Genomic DNA, 13,051 nt, shown 5'->3' with positions numbered 1-13,051 from the left:
TCTTAGGGGGCATGCTGATGAGAAAAGTCGCCATTGTGGGTTTGGGTTGGTTAGGGATGCCGCTGGCTTTATCGTTAATGGGCCACGGGTATGAAGTGGTTGGCAGTAAAACTACGCCGGATGGGGTCGAAGCCGCGCGGATGAGTGGCATCGAATGTTATCGGTTGGAATTGACGCCCGAGCTGATTTGCGAAGCTCACGATCTGGAACAACTGTTGTACACGGATGCGTTGGTGATCACTCTGCCAGCCAGCCGTACCGTCGAGGGGAGCGCAAGCTACTTTGATGCCGTACGTATGCTGGTAGACAGCGCGATAGCGTTTGGCGTGCCGCATATTATCTTTACCAGTTCCACGTCGGTTTACGGTGAAACCACCGGTACCGTTCGGGAAGATTCGCCGCTCAAGCCGGTGACATCGGCTGGCCGAGTGCTGGAAGAGTTGGAGCTTTGGCTGCATCAATTGCCCAACACATCGGTGGACGTTTTGCGTTTGGCAGGGCTGGTGGGGGGGGATCGTCATCCAGGGCGTTTCCTGGCGGGTAAGGTTGACGTTAAGGGCGGTTCGCACGGGGTCAATCTGGTACATCAGGATGATGTGATCGCGGCCATTCAACTGCTGCTGAAGCTGCCAAAGGGCGGGCATACCTATAATCTTTGTGCGCCAGGCCATCCGCTCAAACGCGATTTCTACCCGGCGCTGGCCGAGCAATTGCATCTGCAACCCCCGCAGTTTGCAAAAGAAGATGAACAAGAAGGGCGGCTGGTAGACGGCAGCCGTATCTGCAACGAATTAGGGTTTGATTATCAATATCCAGATCCCATGCGGATGCCGATCGGTTAACCAAATCAAACTGTCCCGCTGCTTGCGGGGCAGTATCCCCCTAAAAAACCTTGCTTCTTTTTATTCTCTCAGTTTGATTATTAAACATGACTAAATTATAAGGAAATTAATTTTACGCATTGATATTGATAGTAATAATCTAAATCCTTCCTATTCCCCCTCCTGACATATATCATTTATATTTATCATTTGTGTGAAATTCGAGTTAACGGAAGTTTGAATTTCTCTCCGCCATTTTCAAACTGTTGCGATAAGTATTAACATATGCTCGGTTTTTTCTAAAAGGTACCTATCCTCTCAAGCGTCTAATGGCAGTTTTTACATGAATTTTCTTAATAAAAAAAATACAGCGATCTCACCTATCGCCATTTCTACGCTATTGCCTTGTGCTCTGTGTATGGCGGTAAACGTACAAGCCAGCGATCGGGCAGTGGACCAATCTTCCATGGTGGTCACGGCCAAGCGCAGCGGTCTTTCAGAATTGAGTACTCCGGTTGCGGTTAGCGTGCTTAATGGTGATGAACTTCGTCAGGCCAGGCCACAGATTAATCTCTCCGAAGGGCTGGCCAGTGTGCCGGGGCTGCAAATTCAAAATCGCCAGAATTATGCGCAAGATTTGCAACTGTCAATCCGTGGGTTTGGCTCGCGTTCAATGTACGGCGTACGCGGCGTACGCATTTATGTGGATGGTATTCCTGCCACCATGCCGGATGGCCAAGGGCAAACGTCGAATATCGATCTCAATTCAGTGAACAAGATTGAGGTCCTGCGCGGGCCGTTTTCCGCTCTGTATGGCAACGCTTCCGGTGGCGTCATCAATGTAGAGACTGAAACTGGCCAACAGCCGGACAAGATTGAAGCAGGCATGTATAGCGGCAGTGACGGCAACTGGCGCTATGGCATGAAAGCCAGCGGTGCAACCGGCGATGGCACGCACGCCGGTGACGTGAACTATGCCGTCTCCGCGACCCGTTTTACCACTGAGGGGTTCCGCGACCACAGTGGGGCACGCAAGAACCTGGGTAACGCGCGTTTGGGTGTGCGCATTGATGATGTCAGCACGCTGACGCTGTTGTTCAACTCGGTGGATATTAATGCCGACGATCCGGGTGGTTTAACCGAAGCTGAGTGGCACGACAATCCGCGCCAGGCACCAAGAGCAGATCAATACAACACGCGTAAAACCATTTCGCAAACCCAGGCCGGGTTGCGCTATGAACGCCAGATGAGCGCCAATGACGATCTGAGCATCATGACTTACGCCGGTGAGCGGGAAACCACGCAGTATCAGTCAATTCCAGTAGCCGTACAGCAGCGTAGTGAACAACATCCCGGCGGAGTGATCTCTCTGGCGCGTCATTATCAGGGCATCGATACTCGCTGGACTCATCGTGGTGAAATCGCCACATTGCCCTTCAGCGTGACGGGTGGGCTCGACTACGAAACCATGACTGAGCAGCGCAAAGGCTATGAGAATTTCACGGTAGTCAACGGCGTTAACGAATTGGGGACCAAGGGGAATCTACGGCGGGATGAACGCAACCTGATGTGGAATGTGGATCCCTATCTGCAAACGTCCTGGAACCTGACCCAACGTTTGACGCTGGATGCCGGAGTGCGCTTCAGCACCGTCAATTTCGATTCCAACGATCGCTATATTACCGGCAGTAATGGTGATGACAGTGGCGATGCCCGCTATCACCAGTGGCTGCCAGTAGGCTCGCTCAACTATGCGTTGACCAAGGCCTGGAATGTGTACGCTTCCGCCGGGCGTGGTTTTGAAACCCCTACCATCAATGAACTCTCTTATCGCCCAGGTGGCGTGGCGGGGCTCAATCTCGGTCTAAAACCTGCTACCAGCGATACCGTTGAACTGGGTAGCAAGACCCGTATCGGCAATGGACTGTTCAGCGCGGCGCTGTTCCAAACGGATACCAAAAACGAAATTGTCGTCGATGAGAGCAGCAACGGGCGCACCAGTTACAAGAACGCGGGGCAAACCCGTCGCCGTGGGGTGGAGTTAGCGCTGGATCAACAGTTCAACTACGACTGGCGTCTGCAAATGGCCTGGACACTGCTGGATGCCACTTACCGCGATGATGTCTGTGGCGACAGTACCTGTTCTGCCGCAAAGCAGGTGCCGAAGGGCAACCGCCTACCGGGGATTGCCCGCAATATGGGATATGCCTCGCTGGCCTGGTCGCCGCCGCAGGGTTGGTTCGCCGGTGCTGAGCTGCGCTACATGAGCGATATCCAGACCAACGATCAGAATTCACAGCAGGCACCGTCCTACACCGTGGCGGCGCTGAATACTGGTTATCGCTACCCGGTAGGGAACTGGCAATTTACCGTTTTTGGCCGGGTGGACAATCTGTTTGATCGCCAGTATGTCGGCTCAGTGATTGTCAACGAAGGCAATGGCCGCTATTTCGAACCCGCTCCAGGCAGAAACTGGGGTGGGGGCATGAGTGTTGCTTATTCATTTGAGTAGTAAGCAGTAGTACAGCGGGGGAACCTAACCCCCGTTGAGTTGTTATCTTGGGATGGTTATTTATGACACCAGTGAGTGCGCCAAAATTTGCGCGTTGCTAGCGGTGGGAGAAAGTGAATATGGCAAAGACAGGCAATAAACGAAGTATAGGGAATTACTTGATGTGGCTGCTGGGGGTGCTGATGGGCGTCATCGGCCTCGCGCTGGCAATCGGCGGCGTTTACCTGGCTTCATTGGGAGGGAGCCTCTATTTTGGGCTGATGGGGGTGGTGATGCTGATCGCTGCGGTACTGGTGATCAAGCTCAAACCTGCCGGCATAGGGTTGTATGCGCTGGCCTTTGTATTCACCCTGATTTGGGCGTTGTGGGACGTTGGCCTGGATTTCTGGCCGTTGTTCTCACGCTTGTTTATGTTCGGCGTGCTGGCCTTCCTGGCTGCGTTGGCCTATCCATGGTTGAAGAAACGTGCCGGTCATCCGGTTCGCGGCGCCGTCAGCTATGCTTTGGCTGGGTTGCTGGCGGTTACGCTGGTGGCCGGATTTGGTTACACCTTTGTGCCTACGCCACTGGTGGCGGCCAAGGAAGATATTCCGGTTAAACCGGTGGCTGCCGGTAGTGAGCAGAAAAACTGGGAACATTGGGGGAATACCACCCACGGTGATCGTTTTGCCGCGCTGGATCAGATCAACAAGTCTAACGTCAGCAAGCTGAAGGTGGCGTGGATTGCCCATACCGGCGATATTCCACAAAGCAACGGTTCCGGTGCAGAAGACCAGAATACTCCGCTGCAGGTCGGTAATACCCTGTATGTCTGTACCGCCTACGGCAAAGTGCTGTCGTTGGAGGCCGATACTGGCAAACAGCTGTGGTCCTTCGATCCTAAAGCCTCAGCACCTAACTGGCAGCGTTGCCGTGGCCTGGGTTATTACGACAATGCGGCTCAGCCTGCCTCATCGCCAGTGGTTGCCGCTAACGCTACGGCACCGGCCATGTGCGAACGCCGTCTGTTCCTGCCAACCATCGATGCGCGTTTGATTGCCATTGACGCCGATACCGGCAAACCTTGCGCCGACTTTGGTGATAACGGCACTGTCGATCTGAAAGCGGGCATGGGCGAAGTTAAACCGGGTTATTACCAGCAAACCTCAACCCCATTGGTGGCGGGTAACCTGGTGGTGGTCGGTGGCCGCGTGGCGGACAACTTCTCTACCGGCGAACCTCCTGGTGTGGTGCGTGCTTATGATGTGCATACTGGTGAACTTGCCTGGGCGTGGGATCCGGGTAATCCGGCCATTACCAAGCTGCCACCAGCGGGTGAAACCTATACGCGCGGTACGCCGAACGTATGGTCCGCAATGTCCTACGACGCCAAACTGAATCTGATCTATCTGCCGACCGGTAACGCCACGCCTGACTTCTTTGGCGGCGAGCGTACCGCGCTGGATGATAAATACAGCTCTTCAATTGTGGCTGTTGATGCCACCAGCGGCAAAGTGCGTTGGCATTTCCAAACCACGCACCATGACCTGTGGGACTTTGACCTGCCTTCCCAACCGTTACTGTACGATCTGCCAGATGGCAAGGGTGACACGACGCCAGTGCTGGTGCAAACCACTAAGCAGGGCATGATCTTTATGCTCAACCGTGAGAACGGTCAGCCGGTGGCGAAAGTGGAAGAGCGTGAAGTACCGCAGGGCAATGTGCCTGGCGAACGTTACTCCAAAACCCAGCCGTTCTCGGTGGGAATGCCAAATATTGGTAACCAGACGCTGACCGAGTCAGACATGTGGGGCGCAACGCCGCTCGATCAACTGCTGTGCCGTATCGAGTTCAAAGGGATGCGTCACCAGGGCGTCTATACACCGCCGGGTATCGACCGTGCTCTACAATATCCTGGCTCGTTGGGCGGGATGAACTGGGGCAGCGTTTCGGTGGATCCGAACAATGCCATCATGTTTGTTAACGATATGCGTTTGGGGCTGGCCAACTCGATGGTGCCACGCAGCAAGGTGCCGACCGGGGCCAGCGGCATCGAAATGGGCCTGGTTCCCATGGACGGTACGCCGTTCGGTGCGATCCGTGAACGCTTCCTCTCCCCACTGGGCATTCCATGCCAGAAGCCACCGTTTGGCACCATGTCAGCGGTAGACCTGAAGTCTGGCAAACTGGTGTGGCAGGTTCCGGTCGGTACGGTGCAGGATACGGGTCCGCTGGGCATCAAAATGCGTATGCCGATGGAAGTGGGCATGCCAACGCTGGGCGCTAGCCTGTCGACTCAATCCGGTCTGCTGTTCTTTGCTGGTACGCAGGATTTCTACCTGCGTGCCTTCGATACGGCAACCGGGAAAGAGATCTGGAAAGAGCGCCTGCCAGTGGGCAGCCAGTCTGGCCCAATGACCTTTGTGTCGCCGAAGAATGGCAAGCAATACATTATCATCAGCGCTGGTGGTGCTCGTCAGGCCGCAGAGCGGGGTGACTATGTCATTGCTTATGCTCTGCCAGACGAAAAGTAACTAGCTGGTCGTTCACCAATAAATAAAGGGGTTAGCATTACTGCTAACCCCTTTATTGTTTTGCGCGGTGGTCGAAGTCAGACCTTCGAACCCCACAGATCGTACTCGTCGGCGTTCTCAATCTTCACTTTGACGATGTCGCCGACTTTGACATTGGCTTCACCGTTGAGGTATACCGCGCCGTCGATTTCCGGGGCGTCCGCCATGCTGCGGCCAATGGCACCTTCCTCATCCACTTCGTCGATCAGCACCAGCACTTCGCGGCCAATCTTGTCTTGCAAGCGTTGGGCGGAGATTTGCTGTTGCAGCTGCATAAAGCGATGGAAGCGTTCTTCCTTCACTTCTTCTGGCACCGGGTCGGCCAGTTCATTAGCAGCAGCACCTTCTACCGGGCTGAACTTGAAGCAACCAACGCGATCCAGCTTGGCTTCGGTCAGGAAGTCGAGCAGCATCTGGAAGTCTTCTTCGGTTTCCCCTGGGAAGCCAACGATAAAGGTGGAGCGCAACGTCAGATCCGGGCAAATTTCGCGCCAGCGCTTGATGCGTTCCAGCGTGCGTTCAACCGCGCCAGGGCGTTTCATCAGCTTGAGAATTTTCGGGCTGGCGTGCTGCAGTGGAATATCCAGATAAGGCAGGATCTTGCCTTCGGCCATCAACGGGATCACGTCATCCACGTGTGGGTAAGGGTAAACGTAGTGCAGACGCACCCAGGCACCCAGGCTGGAAAGCTGCTCACACAGGCTGACCATGCTGGTTTTTACCGGCTGGCCGTTCCAGAAACCGGTGCGGTGTTTGACATCGACGCCGTAGGCCGAGGTGTCTTGTGAGATCACCAGCAGCTCTTTCACCCCAGATTCCACCAGGCGTTTGGCTTCATCCAGCACGGAACCGATCGGGCGGCTGTCCAGATCGCCACGCATCGATGGGATGATGCAGAAGGTGCAGCGATGGTTACAACCTTCGGAAATCTTCAGGTAGGCGTAGTGCTTTGGCGTCAGCTTCACGCCCTGCGCCGGGGTCAGGCTGGTAAAGGGGTTATGTTCCGGTTTCGGCACATATTGGTGAACGTGGGACAAAACCTGCTCGTAGCTGTGCGGCCCGGTAATTTCCAAAACCTTCGGATGCACCTCACGGATTTGGTTTTCCTTGGCACCCAGGCAGCCGGTCACAATCACCTTGCCATTCTCGTTCAAGGCTTCACCGATTGCTTCCAGTGACTCTTGAACGGCGCTGTCGATAAAGCCGCAGGTGTTCACGATCACCAGCTCAGCATCATCATAGCGTGGCACTACCTGGTAACCTTCGTTACGCAGTTCAGTCAGGATCCGTTCAGAATCAACCAGGTTTTTCGGGCAACCTAGTGAGACAAAGCCGACACGGGGGGCTTTTGGGGTCATAGTTTGTGACATAGCTCAATCCAAAATAGAAACGGGCGGATTTTACACTTGGGCAACGGGAAATTACACCGTTATATGTTGGCGGCGTAAACAAAAACGGCTCAGATTGATAACAAAGCCAAACAGGGCGCAGCATGCAGCGCCCCTACGAAGCGTAGTCAGCAGCAGTTTCGGCCTTAAGCAGTATAGGCCGTTTTGATGGCGATCTATAACCAGCCGGAACGCTTGAGTTTTTGGTACAGGAAGAAGCAACCGGCAACGGTGACACCCAGCGTGGTGTGGTAAGCCCAGGGGAACTTCAATTCGGGCATATCGGCGAAGTTCATCCCGTACAGGCTGAAGATCACCGTTGGAATGGCCAGGATCGCCCCCCAGCCCGCCAATCGCTTGACCACTTCGTTTTGCTTGACGGTCACCAAGGCCAGATTGACGTGCATGGCGTTGGTCAGCATTTCGCGCATATCGTCTAGCGTGCTGGCGACCTGCCGGGTATGGTCTTGTACGTCGCGAACGTAGGCCCGCAGCTCTTTGGGGATCACATCCTCATGCAGATGGATCAACTGGTTGCAGATCTCATCCATCGGCAGGGCGGCATTACGCAGGCCGAGCAGGTGGCGGCGCAGGCTGTAGACGTTTTCGATGGCGGTTTCGTCAAACTCCGATCTGAACATGTTGGACTCAATGTCTTCGATCATCGTTTCGAACTTGCTGACGATATGGCGATAGTTATCGACGATAAAATCCAAGACGGTATACAGCGCAAAGCCAGGCCCGTAGCACAGCTGCTTGGGGTTTTCCTCTGCCTTGGCACGGATAGGGGCATAGCTGGCAGAGGCACCGTGGCGCACGCTGATCAGGAAATTTTTGCCAACGAAAAAGTGGGTTTCGCCGTACTCGACTTCTTCTTTCTCCCAGCGGGCGGTTTTCACCACGATGAACAGTGAGTCACCATAGGTCTCTATTTTGGGCCGCTGGTGGGCGCAAAGGGCGTCTTCGATCGCCAGATCGTGCAGGCCGAACTCCTCCTGGATCTTGCGCATGAACGCGTCTTCCGGTTGCCACAAGCCCAGCCAGATAAAGGTGTCTGGCTCCTTGACCACCTCACTGATATCCTCAATTGTCACGTCGGTCAGCCGTTTACCGGCCTTGTACGCCACGCAGTTGATTACCATTGCTTGGGTTTCCATCGCGTTACCTGTCAGTCTGTGAGGGTTTTGGTGAAGAAATAGCGTTCATGTTCTACCGGCGTATTGTGCAATGTCATTTGCAATTGGTAACCCTGTTTTTCGTAGAAAGGACGAGCCTGAAAACTGAAAGTATCTACACGCGCATATTTGCAGCCATCCGCCATTGCCTGCTGTTCTGCTTTCTTGATGAGCTTACTGCCTACACCTTCGCCGCGTAATGTCTCAGAAACCCATAACAGATCGATGCTTAACCAATTGCCTACGGTGCTGCCGGTTAACCCAGCGAGTTTATTACCTTGATCATCCAAGACAAAAACCCCGATATTTTTGTTCAGGATATCGCCGACAAATTGGTGGTTAAAAGTCTTCAAATGATTGCGAATCTCTTCGGTATCTTCTGGCTGTAGTGCGTCTGTTACGGTGATTTTCATTATGCCTCCTTGATGGTTCAACTAACTTAAGCACAGCAAAGAGAAAATGCAACATATTGAAATTTAAATTAAAGCACGGATTTTGGTGTCTGGGCTAAACTCATTGGAGCCTAGCAATATAAGGAGAAGACATGTTGCGGCCTCTTTTGATCGCGGGTTGGTTGCTGTTCTGCAATGGCCTGCTGCATGCGGCACCGGTAGTGACTGAATTGCAGGACAGGCTTGAGCATCCTTGGTCACTGGCCTTCTTGCCGAACGATAGCGGTATCTTGATCACGGAACGTGCTGGCCGTCTGCGGTTATGGCAGCCGTCTGCCGGGCTTTCCTCACCGATTACCGGTGTGCCAGATGTCTATGCGCAGGGGCAAGGGGGATTACTGGATGTGGTGCTGGCTCCGGATTTTGTCACCAGCCGCCGGGTTTACCTTAGCTTTGCAGAGGCAGGGGATGCCGACAAGGCCGGCACCGCTGTCGGTTATGGCCGTCTGAGTGCAGACAATAAGCAGCTGGAAGATTTCCGGGTGATTTTTCGCCAGCAACCCAAGTTGTCTACTGGCAACCATTTTGGCTCTAAACTCGCTTTTGATCGTCAGGGTTATCTGTTTATTACCTTGGGTGAAAACAACCAACGGGCGACGGCACAGGAAACGGACAAACTGCAAGGCAAGATTGTGCGGCTAACGGCAGAGGGCAAGGTACCCGCCGATAACCCGTTTGTTGGCCAACAGGGCAAGCGACCGGAGATTTGGTCTTATGGCCATCGCAATCCACAAGGATTGGCGCTGAACCCCTGGAGTGGGGTGATTTGGGAGCATGAGCATGGCCCGCGCGGTGGTGATGAAATCAATATTCCTCTGCCGGGCAAGAACTATGGCTGGCCGATAGCGACCTATGGGGTTAATTATTCCGGGTTAGCCATCCCTGAGGCTAAAGGGCAAATTGTGCCCGGGACCGAACAGCCGCTGCATTATTGGAAAGTTTCGCCGGGGATCAGCGGGATGGCATTTTACGACAGCCAGCGATTCCCCGAATGGCGGCACTCTCTGTTTATTGGCGCGTTGGCACAACGGGATCTGATCCGTTTGACGCTGGATGGTGACAAAATAGTGGCAGAAGAGCGGCTATTGGGCGATCGTAATGAGCGTATTCGCGACGTGCGCGTCGGGCCAGATGGTTACATTTATCTGCTGATTGATGACAGTGATGGAAAACTGTTGCGGGTTGGGCGAGATTAGCGCCCAGTCAGATTAGTTTGAGATCGGCGGCGGTGAGCACCTGGTCGGAGTTCAGTGAGAAAATTCGTTTTACCGTGTCATCACACAGAGGATGCGGGTCCGCATATACTGAATGATATCCTTTGGGAAAGCTTGCAACGGTAATTTCCTGCAGGATCCGCTGCTCGACCTGGCTTACGCCACCTTCCAGCATTTCCATTGCATGGATCACTATGTCATGACGTAAATGGCGGCGCTTAAGCTGATTGAGAAAGCCAGGGAAAAACTCTGGTACCAGATTATACAGGCAGTATTCGGCAATAAAAAACTGGCCGACCAGCAGCCGTTGAGTGCTGAAAGGGCCAACTCTAGAGGCGGTCTTCTGAGTATCGAGGCTTTTCAGGGTCAGGTGGTTTCTGCGTACCTGTAAATAAAACAATGACATGCTTTTGCGTCCCTGCGTTGTAAGAAGTGCCCCATCTGAGACATCTTGGTAATCAAGTGAGTGGTATCATCACCGCGTGCTGGTAAGCAGGGCGTGCGCACAACCGCTGATACCAACGTTCCATATGTGGGCTGGGCTGGCGTTCGATCGGCATGGAAAACCAGGCGTAAACAAAACTGCCGAGCGGGATATCGCCGATGCCGAACTCTTGGCCTGAGAGGAAAGGCTGCTCAGCCAATGTGCGTTCGATGATAGCAAAGTGTTGCTCCAGTTCAGCAATGCCAGCCTCAATCAGGGCCATATCACGCTTTTCGGGCGGAGTGCGAACCATGCCCCAGAACACGTTGCGGAAGGGGGCGGTGATGGTTGAGGTATTCCAGTCCATCCATTTTTCTGCCGCAGCTCGAGCCTGGAGATCCTGCGGGTAAAATGGCGTCTGGCCGAACTTGGCCGCCAGATAACGCACGATGGTATTGGATTCCCACAGAACAAAGTCCCCATCCTGCAACAGCGGCACCAGGCCGTTGGGGTTAAGCGATCGGTAAGGTTCTTCGTTAACCTTGCCGTAGGCACCACCGGCGTTGATATGGGTGTAATTCAGCCCTAACTCAGCGGCACACCAGCGCACTTTTTTGACGTTGTTAGAATTTTCGCGGCCCCAAATAGTCAGCACAAAGCACCTCCTCATCGACGGATAAAAGTAATCCTCATACCTACGCTACAAAGCCGTATTTGTCACCTTGAAATCAGCGTTCCCAGTGGCAGACTTCCCAATCGCGCAGCTTTGCCAACGCGCTAAGATCGCTATTCGGGTTAATGACGGTGGCGCTGTCGACGTACTCCAGCATGGCTTTATCATTGATGGAGTCGCTATAGCCGTGGCTATGGGCAAATTGCAGTTCAGGGTGTTGCTGCAACCACTGTTGCAGGCGGATAACCTTACCCTGCTGATAGGTCATGGTGCCGTAGGTATTGCCGGTAAAACGGCCCTCAGCCACTTCGACACCGATAGCCAGCGCGCCATCGGCTCCCAGTTGTTCGGCGATGGGGGCAACCAGGTGTTCACCGGTTGCTGAAATCACCAGAATGCAGTCGCCGCGTTCGCGATGCCATTGCATGCGTTCGCGTGCTGCGGGATAGACGCGGGGCAGGATATCCCGGCGAATATAGCGCTGCACCCAGCCAGCAACGGTCTGGGTACTCAGGCCCGCCAACGGAACTAGCGTTGCCTGCATATACTCTTCCATCGACAGCTGGCCCTGATAGTAAGACTGCATCAACAACTGCTCTTGGCGTTCCAGCTCCGCCGGGGCGAATCCTTCGGCCACCAGCCAGCGTACCCACAGGCTGGCGCTGTCATCATCAATCAGGGTTTCATCCAGGTCGAACAGGGCTAAATCCATCAATATTTCTCCGGCAAGGAATGCTGCTGCTACAGGATAACGGATATGCGCGGCGGCGAGCCAGTTGCCGCGGTGAAATGCGCAGAGCATAAGTAACTTTGATGACAGTGCGGCGACGGTTTGTTGAAGGTTTGCATAACGTGGCGCATTGCCTGATTGCCAACCCATTTCTCTGCGATTACGTACAGTTATGTAAAAATGCAGAAAAATCGGCCTAAACCCTGCAAAAATAAGAGCAATCTAATAAACTCACAACGAGGGCACTCTCGGTGCCGCGTTGGCCCAAATGGGAGCCGCTGGCTATTTCGCGGTTGGCAGCGCGGCCTCGTGCCTCTCTCGCTGGTTGGCTGAAAACGTGAACATGTTTGAAAGTTAACGCTATTTCAATGGTTTGAATGGACACTCTGGCGACGTCATGATGAAAAATAACCGTTCCACTCCTCTTGGTAAATTGGCCCTTAGTGTAGGTGTCATGTTGTTGGTTGTGCCTACCGTACAGGCAGCAGAGGCTCCGGCCGCACCGCAGGTCGATGCGAAAGCCTATGTATTGATGGATTACAACAGCGGCAAGATCCTGGCAGAAGGTAATGCGGATACCCGCCTGGATCCCGCGAGCCTGACTAAAATCATGTCCAGCTACGTGATTGGCCAGGCGATGAAAGCCGGTAAAATCAAACCGGATGATCTCGTCACCGTGGGCAAAGATGCTTGGGCAACCGGTAATCCGGTGCTGCGTGGTTCTTCTTTGATGTTTATCAAACCTGGCGATCAGGTGCCGGTATCGGAACTGAATAAAGGCATCGTCATCCAGTCAGGTAACGACGCCAGCATCGCCTTGGCGGACTTCGTGGCGGGTAGCCAGGATTCGTTCGTTGGTTTGATGAACAATTATGGTAAGTCCCTCGGCCTGCAAAATACCCACTTCCTGACCGTGCATGGTCTGGATGCCGAAGGGCAGTACAGCACCGCACGCGATATGGCATTGCTGAGCCAGGCGCTGATCCGCGACGTGCCGGATGAGTACGCGTTGCATAAAGAAAAAGAGTTCACCTTCAACAAGATCCGCCAGATAAACCGTAACCGCCTGCTGTGGAGCACCAACCTGAATGTGGATGGTATCAAAACCGG

The 13,051-nt window shown here is 53.9% G+C and carries 11 protein-coding genes; 5 read left to right on the top strand and 6 right to left on the bottom strand.

Annotation, left to right across the window (positions count from 1 at the left end; genetic code table 11):
* Positions 1-17: 17 nt before the first annotated feature.
* From ACLQ7H_RS21675 to ACLQ7H_RS21665, 3 genes are all read left to right on the top strand, one after another.
* Positions 18-842 carry an SDR family oxidoreductase gene (locus ACLQ7H_RS21675; protein WP_411754443.1) on the top strand — a complete coding sequence of 275 codons (825 nt, stop codon included), beginning with the start codon at positions 18-20 and terminating at the stop codon, positions 840-842.
* Between the two features lie 322 nt (positions 843-1,164).
* Positions 1,165-3,333: a TonB-dependent receptor PqqU gene (gene pqqU, locus ACLQ7H_RS21670; protein ID WP_411754442.1), complete on the top strand. Its 2,169-nt coding sequence runs from the start codon at positions 1,165-1,167 to the stop codon at positions 3,331-3,333.
* Positions 3,334-3,452: 119 nt separating this feature from the next.
* Positions 3,453-5,846: a glucose/quinate/shikimate family membrane-bound PQQ-dependent dehydrogenase gene (locus tag ACLQ7H_RS21665; RefSeq protein ID WP_411754441.1), complete on the top strand. Its 2,394-nt coding sequence runs from the start codon at positions 3,453-3,455 to the stop codon at positions 5,844-5,846.
* A gap of 77 nt (positions 5,847-5,923) precedes the next feature.
* Here the strand turns inward: ACLQ7H_RS21665 and rimO are convergent, their stop codons facing one another.
* The 3 genes from rimO to ACLQ7H_RS21650 form a co-directional block, all read right to left on the bottom strand.
* Entirely contained in the window at positions 5,924-7,255 is a 1,332-nt protein-coding gene (rimO, locus tag ACLQ7H_RS21660; RefSeq protein WP_021179962.1) for a 30S ribosomal protein S12 methylthiotransferase RimO, read from the bottom strand.
* A 194-nt stretch (positions 7,256-7,449) separates the two neighbouring features.
* Positions 7,450-8,430, bottom strand: coding sequence for a magnesium and cobalt transport protein CorA (locus tag ACLQ7H_RS21655; protein ID WP_411754440.1), 981 nt, complete (start codon positions 8,428-8,430; stop codon positions 7,450-7,452).
* Between the two features lie 11 nt (positions 8,431-8,441).
* Positions 8,442-8,861: a GNAT family N-acetyltransferase gene (locus ACLQ7H_RS21650; RefSeq protein ID WP_411754439.1), complete on the bottom strand. Its 420-nt coding sequence runs from the start codon at positions 8,859-8,861 to the stop codon at positions 8,442-8,444.
* Between the two features lie 131 nt (positions 8,862-8,992).
* Between ACLQ7H_RS21650 and ACLQ7H_RS21645 the strand changes: the two genes are divergently transcribed.
* A complete protein-coding gene (locus tag ACLQ7H_RS21645; RefSeq protein ID WP_411754438.1) occupies positions 8,993-10,096 on the top strand; it encodes a PQQ-dependent sugar dehydrogenase in 1,104 nt (367 codons plus the stop codon).
* A gap of 7 nt (positions 10,097-10,103) precedes the next feature.
* On the opposite strand, the gene ACLQ7H_RS21640 is transcribed toward ACLQ7H_RS21645, so the two are convergent.
* The 3 genes from ACLQ7H_RS21640 to ACLQ7H_RS21630 form a co-directional block, all read right to left on the bottom strand.
* Positions 10,104-10,520 carry a YjaA family stress response protein gene (locus ACLQ7H_RS21640; protein WP_065685378.1) on the bottom strand — a complete coding sequence of 139 codons (417 nt, stop codon included), beginning with the start codon at positions 10,518-10,520 and terminating at the stop codon, positions 10,104-10,106.
* A gap of 52 nt (positions 10,521-10,572) precedes the next feature.
* Positions 10,573-11,193, bottom strand: coding sequence for a glutathione S-transferase family protein (locus ACLQ7H_RS21635; RefSeq protein ID WP_094982886.1), 621 nt, complete (start codon positions 11,191-11,193; stop codon positions 10,573-10,575).
* Positions 11,194-11,266: 73 nt separating this feature from the next.
* Positions 11,267-11,923, bottom strand: a complete 657-nt coding sequence (locus tag ACLQ7H_RS21630) for an HAD family hydrolase (RefSeq protein ID WP_411754437.1) — start codon at positions 11,921-11,923, stop codon at positions 11,267-11,269.
* Between the two features lie 415 nt (positions 11,924-12,338).
* Between ACLQ7H_RS21630 and ACLQ7H_RS21625 the strand changes: the two genes are divergently transcribed.
* On the top strand, positions 12,339-13,051 hold a 713-nt coding region (locus ACLQ7H_RS21625), incomplete at its 3' end, for a serine hydrolase (RefSeq protein WP_411754436.1).

This window comes from Serratia sp. (in: enterobacteria) (assembly GCF_046715635.1).
Lineage (GTDB): Bacteria > Pseudomonadota > Gammaproteobacteria > Enterobacterales > Enterobacteriaceae > Chania.
The sequence above is the reverse complement of the archived record's forward strand: the minus strand, read 5'-3'. Positions and strand labels throughout refer to the sequence as shown.

Coding starts and splice junctions, on each gene's coding strand:
- ACLQ7H_RS21675 (WP_411754443.1), top strand. CDS start 18: ATGAGAAAAGTCGCCATTGTGGGTTTGGGTTGGTTAGGGATGCCGCTG.
- pqqU (WP_411754442.1), top strand. CDS start 1,165: ATGAATTTTCTTAATAAAAAAAATACAGCGATCTCACCTATCGCCATT.
- ACLQ7H_RS21665 (WP_411754441.1), top strand. CDS start 3,453: ATGGCAAAGACAGGCAATAAACGAAGTATAGGGAATTACTTGATGTGG.
- rimO (WP_021179962.1), bottom strand. CDS start 7,255: ATGTCACAAACTATGACCCCAAAAGCCCCCCGTGTCGGCTTTGTCTCA.
- ACLQ7H_RS21655 (WP_411754440.1), bottom strand. CDS start 8,430: ATGGAAACCCAAGCAATGGTAATCAACTGCGTGGCGTACAAGGCCGGT.
- ACLQ7H_RS21650 (WP_411754439.1), bottom strand. CDS start 8,861: ATGAAAATCACCGTAACAGACGCACTACAGCCAGAAGATACCGAAGAG.
- ACLQ7H_RS21645 (WP_411754438.1), top strand. CDS start 8,993: ATGTTGCGGCCTCTTTTGATCGCGGGTTGGTTGCTGTTCTGCAATGGC.
- ACLQ7H_RS21640 (WP_065685378.1), bottom strand. CDS start 10,520: ATGTCATTGTTTTATTTACAGGTACGCAGAAACCACCTGACCCTGAAA.
- ACLQ7H_RS21630 (WP_411754437.1), bottom strand. CDS start 11,923: ATGGATTTAGCCCTGTTCGACCTGGATGAAACCCTGATTGATGATGAC.